The sequence below is a fragment of the Roseibium algicola genome, assembly GCF_001999245.1.
Classification (GTDB): domain Bacteria; phylum Pseudomonadota; class Alphaproteobacteria; order Rhizobiales; family Stappiaceae; genus Roseibium; species Roseibium algicola.
In genome coordinates, this window is the sequence record NZ_CP019630.1 from 3,042,662 (window position 1) to 3,060,787 (window position 18,126).

At 59.3% G+C, this 18,126-nt stretch carries 18 protein-coding genes; 11 read left to right on the plus strand and 7 right to left on the minus strand.

The features are described 5' to 3' along the window. Nucleotides 1-128: 128 nt before the first annotated feature. The 3 genes from B0E33_RS14260 to B0E33_RS14270 are packed head-to-tail and all read left to right on the plus strand — an operon-like array spanning nt 129 to nt 3,771. Entirely contained in the window at nt 129-1,667 is a 1,539-nt protein-coding gene (locus tag B0E33_RS14260) for a sugar ABC transporter ATP-binding protein (RefSeq protein ID WP_208997821.1), read from the plus strand. Next, the gene (locus tag B0E33_RS14265) at nt 1,664-2,692 is read left to right on the plus strand and encodes an ABC transporter permease (RefSeq protein ID WP_023002859.1); all 1,029 of its coding nucleotides are present in this window, start codon (nt 1,664-1,666) and stop codon (nt 2,690-2,692) included. Before B0E33_RS14260 ends, B0E33_RS14265 begins: the two co-directional genes overlap by 4 nt. Nucleotides 2,693-2,748: 56 nt before the next feature. Further along, the gene (locus tag B0E33_RS14270; RefSeq protein ID WP_228148124.1) at nt 2,749-3,771 is read left to right on the plus strand and encodes a substrate-binding domain-containing protein; all 1,023 of its coding nucleotides are present in this window, start codon (nt 2,749-2,751) and stop codon (nt 3,769-3,771) included. Nucleotides 3,772-3,873: 102 nt separating this feature from the next. On the opposite strand, the gene B0E33_RS14275 is transcribed toward B0E33_RS14270, so the two are convergent. The 3 genes from B0E33_RS14275 to B0E33_RS14285 all read right to left on the minus strand — a co-directional run bounded on the left by B0E33_RS14275 (nt 3,874) and on the right by B0E33_RS14285 (nt 8,742). Beyond that, nucleotides 3,874-5,331 carry a methyl-accepting chemotaxis protein gene (locus B0E33_RS14275; protein WP_077291553.1) on the minus strand — a complete coding sequence of 486 codons (1,458 nt, stop codon included), beginning with the start codon at nt 5,329-5,331 and terminating at the stop codon, nt 3,874-3,876. 206 nt (nt 5,332-5,537) lie between these two features. After that, a complete protein-coding gene (locus B0E33_RS14280) occupies nt 5,538-6,380 on the minus strand; it encodes an HD-GYP domain-containing protein (protein WP_161633278.1) in 843 nt (280 codons plus the stop codon). Nucleotides 6,381-7,101: 721 nt separating this feature from the next. Further along, complete coding sequence (locus tag B0E33_RS14285; RefSeq protein WP_023002863.1) at nt 7,102-8,742, minus strand: methyl-accepting chemotaxis protein; 1,641 nt, start codon at nt 8,740-8,742, stop codon at nt 7,102-7,104. Between the two features lie 342 nt (nt 8,743-9,084). Here B0E33_RS14285 and B0E33_RS14290 point away from each other — a divergent pair, with 342 nt between their 5' ends. The 7 genes from B0E33_RS14290 to B0E33_RS14320 all read left to right on the plus strand — a co-directional run bounded on the left by B0E33_RS14290 (nt 9,085) and on the right by B0E33_RS14320 (nt 13,503). Then, nucleotides 9,085-10,119: an iron ABC transporter substrate-binding protein gene (locus B0E33_RS14290; protein WP_055659755.1), complete on the plus strand. Its 1,035-nt coding sequence runs from the start codon at nt 9,085-9,087 to the stop codon at nt 10,117-10,119. Beyond that, the gene (locus B0E33_RS14295; protein WP_062486666.1) at nt 10,095-11,138 is read left to right on the plus strand and encodes a FecCD family ABC transporter permease; all 1,044 of its coding nucleotides are present in this window, start codon (nt 10,095-10,097) and stop codon (nt 11,136-11,138) included. Before B0E33_RS14290 ends, B0E33_RS14295 begins: the two co-directional genes overlap by 25 nt. Further along, nucleotides 11,135-11,929 (plus strand): ABC transporter ATP-binding protein, encoded by a 795-nt coding sequence (locus tag B0E33_RS14300; RefSeq protein ID WP_077293323.1) that lies wholly within the window; start codon nt 11,135-11,137, stop codon nt 11,927-11,929. Before B0E33_RS14295 ends, B0E33_RS14300 begins: the two co-directional genes overlap by 4 nt. A gap of 66 nt (nt 11,930-11,995) precedes the next feature. Continuing rightward, the gene (locus tag B0E33_RS14305) at nt 11,996-12,322 is read left to right on the plus strand and encodes an ArsR/SmtB family transcription factor (protein ID WP_370201296.1); all 327 of its coding nucleotides are present in this window, start codon (nt 11,996-11,998) and stop codon (nt 12,320-12,322) included. Then, on the plus strand, nt 12,319-12,747 hold the full coding sequence (locus B0E33_RS14310) for an SRPBCC family protein (protein ID WP_023002868.1): 429 nt from the start codon (nt 12,319-12,321) through the stop codon (nt 12,745-12,747). Before B0E33_RS14305 ends, B0E33_RS14310 begins: the two co-directional genes overlap by 4 nt. A 20-nt stretch (nt 12,748-12,767) precedes the next feature. Further along, a complete protein-coding gene (locus B0E33_RS14315; protein ID WP_077291554.1) occupies nt 12,768-13,181 on the plus strand; it encodes a DUF1801 domain-containing protein in 414 nt (137 codons plus the stop codon). 109 nt (nt 13,182-13,290) lie between these two features. Next, on the plus strand, nt 13,291-13,503 hold the full coding sequence (locus B0E33_RS14320; RefSeq protein ID WP_077291555.1) for a hypothetical protein: 213 nt from the start codon (nt 13,291-13,293) through the stop codon (nt 13,501-13,503). A gap of 77 nt (nt 13,504-13,580) precedes the next feature. On the opposite strand, the gene B0E33_RS14325 is transcribed toward B0E33_RS14320, so the two are convergent. Further along, entirely contained in the window at nt 13,581-14,081 is a 501-nt protein-coding gene (locus B0E33_RS14325; protein WP_077291556.1) for a c-type cytochrome, read from the minus strand. Nucleotides 14,082-14,090: 9 nt separating this feature from the next. Continuing rightward, nucleotides 14,091-14,549, minus strand: a complete 459-nt coding sequence (locus B0E33_RS14330) for a cupin domain-containing protein (RefSeq protein WP_077291557.1) — start codon at nt 14,547-14,549, stop codon at nt 14,091-14,093. Between the two features lie 111 nt (nt 14,550-14,660). Here B0E33_RS14330 and B0E33_RS14335 point away from each other — a divergent pair, with 111 nt between their 5' ends. Further along, nucleotides 14,661-15,653, plus strand: a complete 993-nt coding sequence (locus B0E33_RS14335; RefSeq protein WP_077291558.1) for a LysR family transcriptional regulator — start codon at nt 14,661-14,663, stop codon at nt 15,651-15,653. A 490-nt stretch (nt 15,654-16,143) separates the two neighbouring features. On the opposite strand, the gene B0E33_RS14340 is transcribed toward B0E33_RS14335, so the two are convergent. Both B0E33_RS14340 and B0E33_RS14345 read right to left on the minus strand, forming a co-directional pair. After that, nucleotides 16,144-17,037, minus strand: coding sequence for a DMT family transporter (locus B0E33_RS14340; RefSeq protein WP_023002874.1), 894 nt, complete (start codon nt 17,035-17,037; stop codon nt 16,144-16,146). A 4-nt stretch (nt 17,038-17,041) separates the two neighbouring features. Then, a complete protein-coding gene (locus tag B0E33_RS14345; protein ID WP_077291559.1) occupies nt 17,042-17,782 on the minus strand; it encodes a TenA family protein in 741 nt (246 codons plus the stop codon). Nucleotides 17,783-18,126 lie beyond the last annotated feature (344 nt).

Sequence of the window (18,126 nt, forward strand, 5' to 3'; positions counted from 1 at the left end):
GTTCCTCCCTATTTTGCCCCGATAATGGTCAAGATTATTCAAAAGTCAACACAGTTGACAAATGCCTATTTAGCGTGTTGTAACGATGAGAAGCGGGGGAGGAACTCGCAAAAATATCGGGAGGAAAGGTGCCAGACGTCACCTGTAAATTGAGCGGCTTGGAAAAGTCCTTCGGGCGCAACCACGTGCTTCGGGGGATCGATCTGGAGCTGCGCGCCGGCGAAGTCACGGCGCTGATGGGAGCCAACGGTGCCGGCAAGTCGACGCTGGTGAAGGTCCTGTGCGGCTATCATTTTGCCGATGCCGGCGAGATCGAGCTGGCCGGTGCGCCCTTCAAGCCGCTTGATGCGGCCGATGCTATCTCAAAGGGTGTCGTGACCGTTCACCAGTCCATTGATGACGGTGTCATTCCGGATCTCGATGTTGCCACCAACCTGACGCTGGACCTCCTGACCGAACCGGGCGCCGATTTCTTCGTCAACGACAGGAAACTTCGGCGGCAGGCCCGCAAGGTTGCCGAAAGCATGGGGCTGACGATGGACGTGCGCACCCGTGTTGCGGATCTGGAGGTTGCCGACCGCCAGATGATCGCGATCGCACGTGCCATGGCCCGCGCGCCGAAATTGCTCATTCTGGACGAGCCGACCTCATCACTGTCCGCTTCCGAAGCCGACCGCCTGTTCGCGCTGATTGACCGGCTGCGTGCGGAAGGTGTCGCCATTCTCTATATTTCCCACCGCATGTCGGACATCCGCCGCGTGGCCGACCGGATCGTTTCCATGCGCGACGGGGCGATTTCCGGCCTGTTCGAGGCAGAGCCGCTGGACTATGTCGGCGCGGTCAACGCCATGCTTGGCCACCAGATGACCGAGGTCGATATCGATCCGGTTGCCGGCGGCGATCCGATCCTGGAAGTCGATGGTGTGCGCCTACACGAAAATGGCCCGCAGATCGATCTGACTGCTCGCGAAGGCGAAGTGGTAGCCCTGACGGGTCTGCTCGGCAGCGGCACCACGGAACTGGCGGAAGTGCTGTTTGGCCTTGCGAAACCGGCTGGCGGCACCTTGCGCCTGGACGGCAAGGCCTACACTCCGAAGAGTGCGGAAGACGCCGTCGCCAAGGGTGTGTTCATGTCGCCCAAGGACCGCAGCGTGAACGCCGTGGTGCCGGACTTCGACATCGCCAACAACATGACACTGCCTTTCCTGGGGGCATTCAGCCGGTTCTCTTTCCTGAGCGAACGCGGACAGCGCCGGGCTGCTGACGACATGATCGGCAAGATCGGGATCGTCTGTCAGGGCAACGGCGACGGCATCAACACCCTGTCGGGTGGCAACCAGCAGAAGGTCATGATCGGCCGCTGGCTGTTGCAGGCAAGCCGCGTGCTGTTGCTGGACGAACCTTTCCAGGGTGTCGACATCGGCGCCCGGCGGGACATCGGTCACTACATCCGGCAGACCGCAAAAGGGCGCACGACGCTCGTCTTCGTCGCGGAAATCGACGAGGCCCTGGAAATCGCCGACCGCATCGTCGTCATGCACGAGGCCGCCATCGTCGGCGAATACATCAACAAGAACGTCGACCTGAACCGTCTGGTCGCGGATGTCTCGGGGCCCGCAGGCGGGCAGGGGCAGAGCGAGCCAGCAACGCAGGCAATGGCAGGATGAATACCGGAACAATGAACAAGAACCCGCTCGAACTTGCCATCCGCTACGGCTTCCTCGTCCTACTCGGCGGACTGGCCCTTTTCTTCAGCCTCTATGCCAGCGGCTTTGCCAGCCCGCGTTCGGCAGTCTTCATCCTGCAGTCGGTGGCCATTACCGGCATTCTCGCACTCGGTGTCACCTGTACGCTGGTGGTGGGCGGGTTCGACCTGTCCATCGGCTCTGTCGCAACCTCGGCGCTGATGCTGTCCGCCTATTCCATGGTGGTGCTGGAGCAATCCGCCTTTGTCGCGGTTGCACTCTGCCTGGTGATGGGTGCGGTCGTCGGGCTGATCAACGGGTTCCTGATCGTGAAGATGCGGGTGCCGGACCTTTTGGCGACGCTCGGCATGATGTTCCTTCTCATCGGTTTGCAGCGCATTCCGACCCAGGGCAATTCGATTGCGACCGGGATGAGCCTGGGCGAGGGCGTCGTTGCGGAGGGAACGTTCTCCGCGGCCTTCCTTTGGCTCGGCCGGCATCGGTTCGACCTGTTCCTGGACCGGTTGCTGCCGGTGCCGGTGGTGGTGTTCCTTTTGATCGCGCTGCTGATCTGGCTGTTCCTGGGGTACACCCGCCATGGCCGCCTGATGTATGCCATCGGCTCCAACGAACGGGCTGCCGAACTGGTCGGCACAAACGTGCAGCGCTACAAGATCGTGGCCTACATGATTTCCGGCATGCTGGCATCGGTTGGCGGCATTCTGCTGGCTGCCCGCCTTGGCCGCGGTGACATCGCCTCCGGCAACAACCTTCTGCTCGACAGCGTGGCCGCAGCCCTCATCGGCTTCGCGGTACTGGGCGCTGCCCGCCCGAACGCCTTCGGCACGGCGGCAGGGGCACTGTTCGTCGGTATTCTTCTTCAGGGGCTGACGATGATGAACGCTCCTTACTACATGCAAGATTTCGTCAAGGGCGCCGTGTTGGTCGCCGCCCTTGTCTTCACATTCTACCTGTCCTCGCGACGTGGGGGCCGGAGAACAGCGTGACGCCCTGAATGGCGCCGTTTCCATTGGGAGGAAAACAAATGCTGAGACGTGAATTCATGAAGCTGGCGGTTGCCGCCGGGATCGGGCTTTCCGGCGGAGCGGCTTTTGCAGCCGACATGCCGGCGCCGTTCGACAAGCCGGAAGAGGTCAAGATCGCGCTGGTGCGTTATCTGTCCACCGGTGACTTCTTCCAGTCCTATCTTTCGGGTGTTGAAAAGCAGTCAGCTGCCCTTGGCGTTGATCTGCGTGTTCTCGACAGCCGTCAGGATGCCGCCCTTCAGGCCGACATGGTCGACCAGGCCATTGCGCTTGGTGTCGACGGCATCATCATCCAGCACGGCCTGACCGAATCCATGAAGGCCGCTGCACAGCGCGCTGTCGATGCGGGCATCAAGGTTGTCGCCTTCGACGTCAACGTTGAAAACGATGCGATCCCGCAGATCGAACAGTCCGACTACCTGCTCGGCAAGCTGGCCCTGGAACAGGCGATCAAGGACAATGGCGACAGCTTTACCGCCGGCTATGTCTATGTGCCGGGCATCGCGCCGCTTGACCGCCGCGACGTCGCCTGGAAGGAAGTCAAGGAAGCCAATCCGGGGATCACGGAAGCGGCCATGTTCGGCACGCTTGATAACCCGATTGCCAACTCCGTTGCCAACCAGGCCCGTTCGGTGCTGCAGGCCAACCCGAACATCAGCGTCGTCTTTGCCCCTTACGATGAATTTGCCAAAGGCGTGAAGATCGCGGTCGATGAAGCCGGTCTCAGCCAGGACATCGCCATTTATTCCGCAGACGTTTCCACGGCCGATATCTCTGCCATGCGCGAGCCGGATTCCGCTTGGGCGGCAACGGTCGCGACCAACCCGGCGGTTGTCGGTGAAGTCAGCGTGCGCACGCTGGCGCTGATGCTGGCAGGTGAAGACCCGGGCAAGCAGGTTGTCGTGCCGCCGACCCTGATTACCCAGGACTTCCTCAATGAGCAGGACGTCAAGAACATGGAAGAGCTGGGCCAGAAGATGCCGCAGTTCCAGCATGCCGATGTTTCTGTTGCCGAATGGATCCCGCTTCCGGCGCGCTAAGGCCAGGTTCAATAACCCGTCAAAAGAAAACCCGGTGCCTTGGCACCGGGTTTTTTTTGTCTGGCAGGGACTGGGCGTGATGTCAGATCGCGCGTCCCGTGTTCACATCAGGGATTGCGAGGCCTGCTTAACGTTCTTGGTCGCGGCGTCTATCTGGGCAGTTGCCGAGGAGATCGACTGCATGTTGGAGGTGATCCGTTCCACGCCCTGGGCGGCCGAATGCATGTTGGAGGATATGTCATTCGTAACCGCCGACTGCTCCTCGACCGAGGATGCGATGCTGGCGGCGATGTCTCCGACATTCTTGATGACAGCAAGGATCGATTCGATTGCGGCGACTGCCTGACCGGTCGTCTCCTGCATGGAGCCGATCTGGTTGGAGATCTCTTCGGTTGCCTTGCTTGTCTGCGCGGCGAGGCTCTTCACTTCGGAGGCAACAACGGCAAAGCCCTTGCCGGCTTCCCCAGCTCTTGCGGCCTCGATGGTCGCGTTCAGGGCCAGGAGATTGGTCTGGTCGGCGATGCCGTCGATCAGTTCGATTACCGAACCGATCGTCTTTGCATCCTCAGAAAGCCCGCTCATGATGTCACTGGATCGCTCGGCCTCGGTCGCAGCGCTTTGCGAAACTTCAAGCGCGGTCTGGACCTGGCGGCTGATTTCCTGAATCGAAGCAACAAGTTCTTCTGCCGCAGCGGCAACTGTCTGCACGCTGGAATAGGTCTGTTCGGACGCTGATGCGGACGTTGTTGCCTGTTCCGTCGTGTTGGAAATGGCCGTTGCGATTTCGGAAAGATCCTGGTCGATGCCGTGTTGAACGGTGGCGCGGCGACGTCTTTCGACAACCTGTGGCGTGCGGTCAGTCGCGAACTTCACGACCTTGAAGGGACGGCCGGCGGAATCGAATATCGGATTGTAGGTTGCCTGGATCCAGACTTCGCGCCCACCCTTGCCGATGCGCTTGAACTCACCCGCCTGAAATTTGCCTTCGGCGAGATTCTTCCAGAACTGCCGGTACTCCGTGCTCGCCGCATGGTCCTTTTCGACGAACATGCCGTGTTTACGGCCCTTGATTTCATCGAGGGAGTAACCCATCGCGGACAGGAAATTTTCGTTTGCGTCGAGGATCGTGCCGTCGAGGTCGAAATGGATCACGGCCTGCGACCGATTCATCGCTTCAACCTGACCTTCAAAATCGGCGCTCTTTTGCTTGCGCTCGGTGATGTCCGAGGCGATCTTGACTACCTTGACCACCTTGCCGGCGGTGTTGAGGATCGGGTTGTACGAAGCCTGGATCCAGACTTCCCGGCCACCCTTGCCGTAGCGCAGATATTCGGCGGTCTGAAATTCGCCTTGCGCCAGCTTTTTCCAGAAGGCCTTGTATTCTGCCGATGCCGCGTAGGCGGGGTCGACAAACATGCTGTGAGGTTTTCCCTGAACTTCATTGAGGGCGTAGCCCATCGCTTTCAGGAAATTGGGATTGGCAGTCAGGATCGTGCCTTCGGGTGTAAACTCGATGATGGCCTGCGAGCGGTTTAGCGCATCAAAGGCGGCTTTCCACATGTTCGACCCTGAAAACAGCACCTTGTTTACTCCCGGTTTTTGCCTCTGTAGGGGGAGATATTGTCGTAGGGGAAACTAAAGAAAGAGTTTCAATGACCCTTTCTAGTAGGACGATATAGCTATTTTTGACAACACAAATAGGTGATCGCGCAATCCTGGGGCGGTGTTGAATTTAGCGCTACAGTCTTGGGGTGTTTTCCCAGGTCTCAGGCCCTGGCCTGCCGCCGGACACGGCCGAATTCCGAGCTCAGCACCTGGGTTCTAAATTTTCGCAACAGGTCCATGTCGAGCTTGCCCTTCATCTCGAACATGATCGCAAAGGCCTGGCGCGGACTGAGGCTGTCCTTGTAGGCTCGTTTTTCGGTGAGGGCGGAATAGATGTCGCTGATCGTCAGAAGCCTGACCCTTTGCGAGATCTGATTGCCTTTGAGGCCATCCGGATACCCGGTTCCGTCCAGAAACTCATGGTGACACAGCGCCATCTCGACAACCTGCTTTGGAACTTCCTGGCGCGTTGCCAGCATCTCCCGGCTAAAGAGCGGATGTTTGTTGACAAGCTCACGTTCTTCCAGGGTCAGCCTGCCAGGCTTGTCCAGGATGGAAAGCGGGATCTTGACCTTGCCCAGGTCGTGCACCAGTGCACCCAGGCCGAGAATTGTCTGCTCCGCTTCGGAATGGCCGAGTGCACGCGAAAACGAAACGGTGTGCCCGGCGACCATCATCGTGTGGCAGAAGGTGTGGCTGTGGTGGCATTGAACCGCACTCAACCAACTGTCGAGACCGTCCGTCATGATGACCGAGGTGATGTCCTGGGCGTTGGTAGCCAGGAATTGCATGGGCAGGGGAGCGCCGGAAAGGGCTGCGGCCGACATCAGGTTCAAGCCCATGCTGGTGGTTTCAACCGACTTGACGATTTTCTCCGAGTACCGGCTGGGCAGCGTCGGTTTGGAATAGTCGCCCACCACTTCGCGTATTTTTTCGAACAGTGTCGCGAATTTTTCCTCGCGATCTATCAGATTGTAGAAGCCAAGCTCGCGCGCCTGCAGCACGCTCTGTCTGCTTTTTGTGTCAACGATGCCGAGCGCCGGCACGGATTGGCCGCTTCTCGAAAAATCTCGAAGTATTTTGATGTGGTCAGTGCCAAGGTCCAGAAAGTCGACAAGAAGCAGCGAGCGGGGCTTGATGTCCCTCAGGTTGGGGCGGGAGAAGGCAATTCGTTTTGTCGGGTAGAGGGTCGCGATTCTGGCGAAACGCGATGGAAAATTTCCGAAATCCACTGCCGCAACTAAAATTTGAACCATGATCAATTGGCATCTGAAACAATTTTGGTTGAAATCAAGGATTGTAGAAAAAACCTAAAAAAGGTTTAGTAAATCTGCCAAGTAAAAATACGCAGGATGCTGAGTAATTTTTGCTTCGGACACTTCCCTTTAACCGCCTGTGTGAATTGGCCTGCCTGTAAACGTTAAAGGCACTTGGTGAATAATCGAGTGCAGTGCAGCAAAGTTTTGGCTACGCGAAAAGTGCTGCGTGACGGTTGCAGGGCTGAAAGTCTCGCCTTTTCAGGTGCTCGACGTTTCCTGCGCTCACCAACGTGCCGGGCGAGCTGGCCTGTGCGGTCTCTGGATGAACGTGGTTGGAGGCTGATTGCCGTGACGCGGGGCTCTGATGCCGGGTGTGTTCTGAGCGAAAACCGGATGCCGAAAACGAAAGAGGCGCGGACGATGTCCGCGCCTTCCTGACAAGATAATTTGTCGTTGGTTGGTTGCCTCAGGCGGCGGCCACACCGTTCAGGAATGTTTCCACTTCCTGTTTCAGCTCTTCCGTGCGCGAAGACAGCATTTCCGATGCGTCCAGAACCGATTGGGAAGCCTGCGACGTCTGATTGACCGCACTGGAAAGGTCGGACATGCAGGACGACACGAAGGTGGTGCCTTCGGCGGCATTCTGGGCGTTCTGCGAAATCTCGCCGGTGGCCGAGCCCTGCTGGCTCACGGCTGCCGCGATGGTGCTGGTGTAGGAATTCACCTCTTCCATGATCTTGGTGATTTCCGCGATCGCACCGACCGAGTCCTTGGTCGCATCCTGAATGGCGGTGATCTGGGCGCTGATTTCCTCGGTTGCCTTGGAGGTCTGGGTGGCCAGTTCCTTCACTTCCGCTGCGACGACCGCGAAGCCCTTGCCGGCTTCCCCGGCGCGTGCCGCTTCGATGGTGGCATTGAGGGCCAGCAGGTTGGTCTGCTCGGCGATCGCCTGGATAAGGGTTACCACTTCGCCGATCTTGGAGGCGGAGGCTGCAAGGCCTTCCACCTTTTCGTTGGTCATGCGGGTGCCTTCGGTTGCCCGGCCAACAACTTCCGTCGTCTGGGCCACCTGGCGGGAAATTTCGCTGATGGACGCAGAGAGTTCTTCCGCGGCACTGGCCACGGTCTGAACGCTCGATGTTGCTTCATCGGCGGAGTTCAAGGTTTCCGTCGCGCTTGAGGCGCTCTGGCCGGACAGGTCGGAGAGGTGTCCCGCGGTGCCTTCCAGGCCATGAACGGTTTCGTTGACCGAGTTGAGCACGTTGGAGACATTGGTCCGGAAGGTTTCGATCAGACCCTGAACACGGTTCTGGCGGTCGATCGCAGCGGCTTCGGACGTGCGCTGGTGCTCGGTCAGTTCGATCCGCTCGACGGCCCTGTCACGCAGGGTGCTGACGGCCTGGGCAAGCGTGCCGATCTGGTCGGAGCGTTCCTTGAAGGGGACTTCGTCTGCGAGATTGTCCTGCGCAATCTGGTCCGTGATTTCCGCGAGGCGTGTAATCGGACGCAGCTGGCGGCGAATTGCGAGGATCAGGAGGACCACCGAAACGGCGACGACCGGCAGCACCAGCATCGCGTAGCGGCTGGTCAGTTCCCATGCGTTGGCTTCGACTGCAGCCTTTTCCACGCCGGCATAAAGGATGCCGAGAATATCGCCCTTGGACGAGAAAATCGGCTGGTAAACAGTGAAGTAGTCCTTGCCGAGAATGGTGGCCTGCCCGTGGAAGGTCTTGCCCTGGGTAACGACAGGATAAACCGCGCCGTTCTGGCCGAGCTGGGTTCCGACGGCACGCTTGCCGTCACCCTTGATGATGTTGGTGGTCTTGCGCCAGAAATCCTTCGTTTCCGGATCCCAGGCAAAAACAGTCGCGGTTTCACCTGTCATGCGCCCGACGGCGTCGATCATGTCATGGTTTTCGAACACCGGCATTTCGGCCAGTTCGATCCGCTTGACGTTGTTGTTCGCGTCCCAGCTGACCTTTGCACCGTCGATGCGATCCTGAAACAGCGTCGCTGCCACGCGAAGGTTGATATCCTGTTTGACGAGGGCACGGTCCTCAGCCTGGCCAAGGGCGACCTGATACAGGATAAAGCCCACAACAATCATCGATATTCCAAGCACGCTGGCAGAAATAATTGCGAGCGTCGAAGTCACGCTTAATCGGGACAAGAACTTCTTCATCATTTCCCCCAAGGTCATAATTGGGATCATCTTTGTTGATTTGCGTAAATTAAGAATGAAAGAAAATTCGCGTAAAAATAGCAGTGATAATCACAGTTTAGTGAGCGTTTCATAGTTCCGTGAAAGAGCTGCAGTTTATGTTGTTTTTGTGTATTTTCTCCGCATGATCCATCTCTGTACCGATGGAGTTTCTGTCTTGTCGCTTTCCTGAAGCTGAACTGAAATGAGCAGAAACCCTCGGTCAGTTAAAAGAATGCTGGAGGAAACATGACGCGCCTGGCCGCCATTTGCCTTTTCCTGCTTTGCATTTCGGGGACGTCCGTCCTGGCGCGAAGCGTTACCGATTCCGCGGGTCGTACGGTCGAGATCCCGGATACGGTGACCCGGGTGTTTGCTGCCGGGCCTCCGGCGTCCATTCTCGTCTACGCGCTCAAACCGGAAGCGCTGCTCGGCTGGCCGAGAGCGCTTCGGGACTACGAGAAGCCATTCATCGCCGAAGCCTTTCGGGACCTGCCCGAGACCGGCCGCCTGACCGGACGCGGCGGGGAGGCAAACCTGGAGCGGGTTCTTGCCCTGAAACCCGATCTGATCATCGATTTCGGGTCCGTCCGCGATACCTATATCGATCTTGCCGACCGTGTGCAGGAACAGACAGGGATTCCCTATCTCCTGGTCAACGGCCGGTTCGATGAAACCGCCGGCGCGTTGCGTCTTGTGGGCGAGGCGCTTGGCGTTCCGGAGCGTGGAGATCTTCTGGCCGCAGATGTCGAGGCAACCTTCACCGCGCTGACGTCGGCACTCGGTGCCGTACCCGAGGCGGACAGGCCGCGTGTCTACCTCGCCCGTGGGGCGGATGGACTTGAAACAGGCCTGAAAGGCTCGATCAACACCGAAATCATCGAAAAGGCCGGTGGGCGCAACGTTGCCGATGTGCCCGGGCAATACGGACTGGTGCAGGCAAGTCCCGAGCAGATTATCGTTGCCAACCCGGACACAATCGTAACGTGGGATCGTAGCTTCTATGAAGCTGTCTGGCAGGATCCCCTGTGGCAAGGCATTGCCGCGGTGCGTGAAGGCCGGGTTTTCCTGTCGCCAACGGCCCCTTTCGGCTGGATCGACAGGCCGCCGTCCGTCAATCGGATGATGGGTCTGAAATGGCTTGCAGGTCTATTCTATCCCGAACTCTGGGATGGGGAGCTGCGTCAGGAAACCGCCGACTTCTATAAGTTGTGGTATCATGTGGACCTGAGTGAAGCAGAGCTCGACACTCTGCTGGAATGGGCAAAGGGGCGGGCTCCCTGACCGGCAAATCTACTTCTTTCGCGCGTTCCGGCTTGTTCGTATGGCTCGGCCTCGCGCTTGTTCTTGGCAGTTTCGCGGCTCTTCTGATCGGTCCGTTTCCGCTTACGCCGTCCGAGGCCGTCGGTGTGCTGGCGCGCGTCGTATCCGGCGCACAGCCTTCGGGAACGCAGGACACGGTGCTGCTCTCGATCCGTCTGCCAAGGGTGGTTGCCGCGCTGCTGGTCGGTGCTTCGCTTGCTGCCGCCGGTGCATGTTACCAGACACTTTTCCGCAATCCGCTGGTGTCACCGGATATTCTCGGTGTTTCTGCCGGCGCGGGGCTCGGGGCCGTGCTCGGCATCTTCCTGTCGCTTCCTGTCGCGGCAATCCAGCTGATGGGTTTTGCCGGTGGTCTTGCCGCTGTTGCTCTTGTCGGTTTTGTTGCCGCGACGGTGCGCGGAGGAGACAGCACGCTGGTCCTTGTGCTTGCAGGCGTCGTCGTCGGCGCTCTGGCGGGGGCGGCGACATCCTTGCTGAAAGTGCTGGCAGATCCTTACGACCAGCTTCCGGCGATCACTTTCTGGTTGCTGGGCAGTCTGGCAGGCGTGAAGGCCGGCGATATCCTGCCGGCGGTACCTGCAGTTCTGTTCGGGCTTGTCCCTCTGTTCCTGTTGCGCTGGCGGATCAACGTCCTGTCTCTGGGGGATGAAGAAGCGAAGGCGCTTGGTGTGGAGGCCGGTCGGCTGCGGCTTGTTGTCATTTTCTGCGCGACCTTGATCACCGCAAGCGTCGTCGCCATTGCCGGTGTCGTGGGCTGGGTGGGGCTGGTGATACCGCATATCGCCCGGATGATCGTTGGCCCTGGTTTCGGGCGCCTGTTGCCGGCAGCAGCGTTGCTTGGTGCGGGATACCTTCTTGCAGTCGACACGCTGGCACGCACGCTCTCGGGAACCGAAGTCCCGCTCGGCATTCTGACCGCCGTTGTCGGTGCGCCATTTTTCCTGTGGCTGCTTGCCAGGGGGAGGCGGGCATGGGCGTGAAGCTCAGGGCTGAAAACCTGTCCATCGGCTATCCGGGCCACGATGTCGGGAGCGAGTTGAACCTGACAGCTTCCACTGGCGACGTCTATTGCCTGCTTGGGCCCAACGGGTCCGGCAAGACCACTCTTTTCAAGACGCTTCTGGGGCTGCTGCCGGCGCGTGGCGGCACGGTGCTTGTGGAAGGACGGCCGCTGAAGTCGCTGTCCCGTGCGGATATCGCGACGCGGATCGCCTACGTTCCACAGGCACACGCCGCGCCCTTTGCCTTTCCGGTTCTGGAAGTCGTGCTGATGGGCCGAACCGCAAAACTGCGTGCCTTTCAGCAGCCCGGCCCGCGTGACAGGGACGTCGCGTTGGCGGCGCTGGAAAGGCTCGGTATCGGGGAACTCGCCGGTGCAGACTATACGCGGCTTTCCGGTGGACAGAGGCAACTGGTGCTGATCGCCAGGGCACTTGCGCAGGAAACACGTGTCCTCGTGATGGATGAGCCGACAGCCAGTCTCGATTTCGGGAATCAGGCGCTGGTGCTTTCCGAAGTTGCGGGTCTTGCGGCGGACGGCCTGACTGTTGTCCTGTCGACCCACGACCCTGATCACGCCTTTGCAATCGGAACCAGGGTGGCTTTGCTTCACGATGGTCGCATCAAGACGGATGGCCCCCCAAAGGAAGTGCTGACAAGCGCTGCTCTTTGCAAAGTCTATGGTGTCGATGTGCGGATCGAACAATTCGCCGATGGCCGCACCGTCTGCCTGCCGTCACTTGCGCGCAAGCGGGAAGCGGTGCAGGTCTGAATTGTGCCTTGACTCATTCATAACTCCGAGGTTATCAATCAAATCAATAACCGTGGAGTTATGAATTTGAGTGAGCCAACACCTGACCTTCTGTTTCGGACGCTGGCCGACCCGACCCGGCGGGCGTTGTTCGAGCGGCTTTGCCGCGAAGGCGAGCTGACAGTGCGAGTGTTGACCGACCAGGCCGGTGTCTCCCAGCCCGCAGTTTCCAAACATCTTGGCGTCCTGAAGGAGGCCGGGCTTGTCACGGACCGCCAGGAGGGCAGGCAGTCGCACTATAGCGCCAGGCCCGGAGCGCTCGCACCACTGGTCGACTGGACTCAGCGCATGAACGTGTTCTGGGAACGCCGGTTCGACGATCTGGAAGACCTTTTGAGAAGAATGGACCAATGAGTTTCTCGGACGAAGATACCCTTGCTGTTGTCGTGGAACGGGAAATTCCCTTTCCCGCGGAAAAGATCTGGCGTGCTTTGACCCAGCCCCACCTGATCGAGGAATGGCTCATGAAAAATGCCTTCAAACCGGTTGTCGGTCACCGCTTCGACCTGAGTGCCGACTGGGGAATGGTCGATTGCGAAGTCCAGTCGATCGAGCCGCATAAAGCGCTGGCCTACAGCTGGAACACCAAGGATCTTCGAAGCACCGTGACCTGGACATTGACCCCGACGGATAACGGCACCCTTCTGCGGATGGAGCAAATCGGCTTCACGCAGGAACAACTGCCCTACTATCGCGGTGCAAGCGCCGCCTGGCCCCGCTTCATGGAGGCGCTGGAAAGCGTTGTTGCGCGGCTGGACGATGCCGGCAAAGACGCCTGATAACCGCAAGGAAGACGACCATGGACAATCAAATGTCCCCCGCGCAGCAGATTGACGCCAGGATCGCAGAACTTGACGACTGGCGTGGACGCACACTGGCGCGGATGCGCGCCCTCATTCACGAAGCGGTTCCCGAAGTCGAGGAAGCCTGGAAATGGCGCGGTGTTCCCGTCTGGGAAAAGGACGGCATCATCTGCACCGGCGAGACTTACAAGAAAGCCGTGAAGCTGACGTTCGCAAAAGGCGCGTCACTTGATGATCCGGCTGGTCTCTTCAATTCCAGCCTGGACGGCAACGTGCGCCGGGCAATCGACCTGTTCGAGGATGCAGACATCGATGAAGCGGCGCTGAAAGCCCTCGTTTGTGCAGCCGCCGAGCAGAATGCCGCTGCCTCGGCCGCCAGGAAAACGCGCAGGAAATCAGCCAAGGTCTGACAGTCCGCCACGCGGCGGCCTGAGCGCGCACCCCCAACTCTCAAGAACCCTTTGCTGACGGACCTTTCCGGCAGACGGGATCTTGCGTCGTGATCACCAGGAGCAAATCATGAATTGGACCAAGATCATCCGTCAGCTGCACCGCTGGCTGTCCATAGCCTTTACGCTGGCCGTGGTTGTCAATCTGGCTGCCATGGGGCAATCCGAGCCGGCACTCTGGGTCGGTTTACTGGCGTTGGTGCCATTGATCTTCTTGCTGGTATCGGGACTTTACCTTTTTGCCCTGCCTTATGCCGAAAGGTGGCGTCGGCAGGCACGGTAACGGGCAGTCGATCGGAGGTTAGACCGAATTCGGCTTCCAGGCGCCGTTGGCCGTAAGGCCAACGGCATTGGTGTGCCCTATCCTGGAAACTTTATCGTGAAATAGGGGGCAGGGGCGTTTTCCCCCGGCGCAATCATCCCTGGAACGGGATTGTCATCCGGTGTCAGGGACTGCAGGTAGCTCGCAAGAGCTTCTGCGTCCTGTGTGGTCAGTCCGGCGTAGGCAGGCCAGGGCATAACGGGAATGAGCAACCGTCCGTCTGGTCGAACGCCGGTCGTCAGGGCCGTTACGATTTCTTCCGTACTCCAGGATCCCGCACCGCCATTGGCGGGCGTGAGGTTCGGGCCCCAGACAATACCTGCCTGCGGAATTTCAAAGCCGACATTGCCGCCGATGAGCCCGGCTTCGGGCATCGGTGCGCCGTTCGCTCCGCGCGGACTGTGACAATCGGCGCAAGCCATTATCCGGGCAAGGTAGGCTCCACGTGCAGCCTTGTTCTCATCCGCGGACACGGATCCTGAAAAGGCCGCGAGCACGGCGAAAGCCAGAATGGTTCTCTGGAAGACTAAGCAGATCATTGCCGCCTCCTAAGCCGCAGCCTGACCTGGAAGCATTTCCAGGCCGTAGTCGGGAGCAAGTTCCATGAAACGTTCTGCACCTTGCGTGCCAGCTTCGGCAGCGCGTGCGAACATTGTTTCGAACCCGCCGGGCGTAACGGTCACATCGAGCCAACCCTCGACATCGCCGACGTTGTGAAACGCATGCGGGACACCACGCGGCAGGACGACGACATCACCTGGATGGACGTCGAAGACTTCATCGGCGCACCAGATGCGGAAATGACCTTCGCGGACATTGAACATCTCGTCTTCCTTGTGATGGATGTGCAGGGGGACACCTTCTCCGGGCGGAACGATTTCCTCAAAAAATCCAAGCCGTCCGCCGGTATCGGCACTCCGCACCCTTAAGCGGCGGAAGCCGAGTATTTCGTTTTCGCAAGCGTCCCGGTGCGCCGCGATTGCGGCTGCATTAAAAATTGCTGTCATAATGGGTCTCCTCAAGCCGCAAACTGCGGCGAGGGCAAAAAATACGACTTTCCCGAAATTGCGGAAGTGGTGATACTCCGGACAGTTTGTCCGGTTTCACAGGACGTTCGCATGGCACTCTTTGATGCAATCGAGATCTTCGCCCGGGTGGTTGAAGCCGGAAACATTACCCGGGCCGCCGAGCAGCTCGGCTTGTCCAAATCCCGTGTCAGCGAATGTGTCATTGCCCTGGAAAAACGTCTGGGAGTACGCCTTCTCGACCGGACCACCCGTCACGTTTCTCCAACCGAAGCCGGGTTGATCTTCTACCAGCGCTGTACCCGTGCACTGGAAGAGGCACACGCAGGCGTAACTGAAGTGATGGCGTATCAGGAAACCCCAGTTGGCCATATGCGGATCGGTGCGCCTGAAGCTTTTTCTGACCGGTTTATCATTCCGGCACTCGGGTCTTTTCTTGCAGAGAATCCGCAAGTGACAGCTGAAATCGTCGAAGATATGCGCATGGTCAACCTCGTTGAGCAGCGTCTCGACCTGTCGATAAGGATCGTGCGTGAACCGGAGCCTGCGACGATTGTCCGTAAACTCGGCATGTCTGAGATCCTCGTCTGTGCCGCACCGGACTACATCGCAAGGCATGGGGTGCCGCAACATCCCGTCGACATTCCGGACCACAAGTGCATCGGCTTCGCTGCGCTCTACTGGGCACGCGAATGGCCGTTCTTGTCGCCACAGAAACACACCGTTTCACTGTCTCCCGTGATGATTTGTAACAGCACGGCATCGCTACGGGCAGCGGTCGTGTCGGGTATCGGCCTGGCGGCACTTCCCCGTTGGGCGGTTGCCACTGAGCTGAATGAGGGGGCCCTGGTCAGGGTGATGCGGGACTGGACGCTACCTGAAAGCGGCATCTATGCCGTCTATCCTTCAAACCGACTGGTGACGGCGAAGGTGCGCCGCTTTGTCGATCACCTGGCGCCGATCCTGCGCCAAAGTCTAAGCGACATGCCGGACATGGACGTAGCGCAAGATGGATATCCCGCAGATGGCGTAAATGTGATTTCGGATGGTTCGCGCCCCGACGAACAGGCCGCCAGTTTGCGTTGATCTGCGCTCATTACCGTTCGGTTTTGGCGGCTGAAAGGCGCTGCTTGGCCGTAAATCGATGCTGACAACCGTTCCTGTCATCGAGGTGTTTGTTGCAAAAATACACCCAGTAGTAGTAATTCAGGCGAGGTTGAGAAACGGGTTTAAGTAAATTTTTCGAAAAAAGTACCGATATATTCCCCAGATGGGGAATAGGAGATATGCCGTAGGGGCATAAGATCTTCCTGGCTGCGTCGGGGCGGTATGGCTGTTTAAGCTGGAACGTCTTGTTTGGTGTCAGCTGTGTTTTTGCCGGTTGCTTACTCGAGGGGCGGTCGGTCCTCGAAATTCGTTTCGGGTGTTTTTTAAACTATCGATACTGGCGTTAGGGAGCCGGGTGAGGTCGGAACTACCCGCTTGCAGCCCGCTGCAAAGTACCGGTTCGAATCCGGCTCCCATATTCCTCTCACACTTGTAGATCCATTGTTCCGATCTGCCAACTTCCTTTTGCCTAGCTGGCAAAGAGCAGCGCACTGCCTGCCACAACACCTGCCGCGCCTACCCAGGCGCCGAGTGCCGGTGCTTCCCCGGTTCGCCACCACATCATCGGTAGCATGAGGACGGGTGTCGTTGCCGACAGAGTTGCGATGATGCCGACTTCTCCGCCGGACAGCGCGAACAGGATCAGCGTCATGCCGAGACCCATGCCGAGCAAGCCGGAAATGGCGATCAGGCCGACGACCGGAAGCGTAAAGTTTCCCGCCGGCTTGACCCAGCTGACCGGAAGGCGTGTCAGGAGCAGCAGCCCCACAGCTGCAACACCGACGCGTATGCTGGAGGCTGCGACCGGGTCAGCGCCGGTTTCCATGATCGGACGGGCAATGAGGGAGCCGACTGACTGGGACAGTGCTGCGGCAAGGCCGAGAAGCACGCCAATCCACACCGGACCCTTAATGTTTTCCCATTTGTGAAGCTGGGACTTGCGCTTGCCGAAACGGATGGCCAGCAGGACCCCCAGAAAGGTAAGGCCGATACCGACCATCTGCGTGGGGCTGAGGTCTTCGTTCAAGAGCAGCCAGCCGAGGATCGCCGACATGGGGGCATTCAGAGAGAACAGCATTGCAGTCCGGCGTGGACCCATGCGGTTCAACGTCAGGAAAAGCGCGGTGTCGCCAAGAAAGATGCCGACGAAACCGGACAGGACTAGAGGCAGCATCTGGGCATCGCCGATGGAGCTCCACCCGGTGGTCAGGAACACCCAGGCGCACAGCATCAATGCCACAAGCACCATGCGGGTACAGTTGAAGGCAATCGCTCCGAGATGCTGAGCGGGGCCGGTGGACAACAGGCCCGTCAGCGCCCACAGGGCAGCCGCGCCGAGGGCTGCGGCTTCATAGAGAAACATCGGGTCAGGTCCGTAACAGATCGTCCTCCGGACCGGGCACTTTGCCGGTCCAGGCGGCTTCGAAGAAGGCGACTTCCAGTTTGCTCATCTGGCGGAAAAGGCCCGCAACGCGGGCTTGCTCGGGTTCCGGCAGAGTGGGGCCGATCCGATCCATTTCCGCCCGGATCCAGGTCACGAAGGCCTCGAAGCCAGGCACGGCGTGCAGGTCAATCCATTCGGCGAGATAAAACGCATCCGGGCGCGGTTTTCCCGCTTCGCGCTGGCCCCAGGACAGGTAGCACCATTCCGCGCAGAGAAGGCATGCAAGCCCTTCGGCGTAACTGCCTTGTCCGGACGATTTCAGCAGGAGCTGCGAGAAAGCGCGGGTCACGGGGCCCTGTGCTGCGGTCTCATAAACTTGCGATTCCACGCCGAGCGCCTCGAACGAGCGCAGGAAGTAGTCGTTTTCCTCCGAGGTCAGCAGAGCCAGGAAACCGGAGAGCCGCGACTTGGCGGGCATCCCGGGGGCTTTGGCGACGAGATATCCCAGAGTGGAAGCGAGATCCGTGACGAAGGTGTAATCCTCGATCAGATAACGCGCATAGGCCTCCTCCGGCATGGTGCCATCGCCGATCGCAACGGTGAAGGGATGGCTGCACGCATCGCTCCAGTAGGGCTCGGCGCAAGCTGCCAGCCAGTCGTTGAAGCGTCCGCCGGGAGTGCTTTCAAGGAAGTCGGTGAACGACCCGTCAAATTCAGAGGGCATGGGAGAAAACTCGTTGGCGGCCTTTGCGAACGCCGGGAACAGGGGATGACAGAGGTGATGCTGTTTTCGCAGCCTGTCAACATCAAAACCTGTCGGTCGCCGGCAATGCTCGGGTTTGTGGCGTTGAGCTGAGTGTTGTCGCTTCAACGCTCGACATAGCGCGTCGAGCTTCCCCGCAAAGAGGAAATCCGGGGCCTGGATCGATGGCTTGGGGGGCTGCCCGGTAGGGTGTCGGGAACGCGGTTCCCGCTTCAGGACCTTCGCAGCGCCGTCGACCGGATGGCAGCCGGCAGGCCACAAGAAAACGGGCGCCCGAGGCGCCCGTTTGAACTGTCGATCAGGCT

Excerpts from the sequence above, each read along its gene's own strand:
- B0E33_RS14265 (WP_023002859.1), top strand. The coding sequence starts at position 1,664 with ATGAATACCGGAACAATGAACAAGAACCCGCTCGAACTTGCCATCCGC.
- B0E33_RS14270 (WP_228148124.1), top strand. The coding sequence starts at position 2,749 with ATGAAGCTGGCGGTTGCCGCCGGGATCGGGCTTTCCGGCGGAGCGGCT.
- B0E33_RS14275 (WP_077291553.1), bottom strand. The coding sequence starts at position 5,331 with ATGTGGAAAGCCGCCTTTGATGCGCTAAACCGCTCGCAGGCCATCATC.
- B0E33_RS14285 (WP_023002863.1), bottom strand. The coding sequence starts at position 8,742 with ATGATTGTTGTGGGCTTTATCCTGTATCAGGTCGCCCTTGGCCAGGCT.
- B0E33_RS14290 (WP_055659755.1), top strand. The coding sequence starts at position 9,085 with ATGACGCGCCTGGCCGCCATTTGCCTTTTCCTGCTTTGCATTTCGGGG.
- B0E33_RS14295 (WP_062486666.1), top strand. The coding sequence starts at position 10,095 with ATGGGCAAAGGGGCGGGCTCCCTGACCGGCAAATCTACTTCTTTCGCG.
- B0E33_RS14310 (WP_023002868.1), top strand. The coding sequence starts at position 12,319 with ATGAGTTTCTCGGACGAAGATACCCTTGCTGTTGTCGTGGAACGGGAA.
- B0E33_RS14315 (WP_077291554.1), top strand. The coding sequence starts at position 12,768 with ATGGACAATCAAATGTCCCCCGCGCAGCAGATTGACGCCAGGATCGCA.
- B0E33_RS14320 (WP_077291555.1), top strand. The coding sequence starts at position 13,291 with ATGAATTGGACCAAGATCATCCGTCAGCTGCACCGCTGGCTGTCCATA.
- B0E33_RS14325 (WP_077291556.1), bottom strand. The coding sequence starts at position 14,081 with ATGATCTGCTTAGTCTTCCAGAGAACCATTCTGGCTTTCGCCGTGCTC.
- B0E33_RS14330 (WP_077291557.1), bottom strand. The coding sequence starts at position 14,549 with ATGACAGCAATTTTTAATGCAGCCGCAATCGCGGCGCACCGGGACGCT.
- B0E33_RS14335 (WP_077291558.1), top strand. The coding sequence starts at position 14,661 with ATGGCACTCTTTGATGCAATCGAGATCTTCGCCCGGGTGGTTGAAGCC.
- B0E33_RS14340 (WP_023002874.1), bottom strand. The coding sequence starts at position 17,037 with ATGTTTCTCTATGAAGCCGCAGCCCTCGGCGCGGCTGCCCTGTGGGCG.
- B0E33_RS14345 (WP_077291559.1), bottom strand. The coding sequence starts at position 17,782 with ATGCCCTCTGAATTTGACGGGTCGTTCACCGACTTCCTTGAAAGCACT.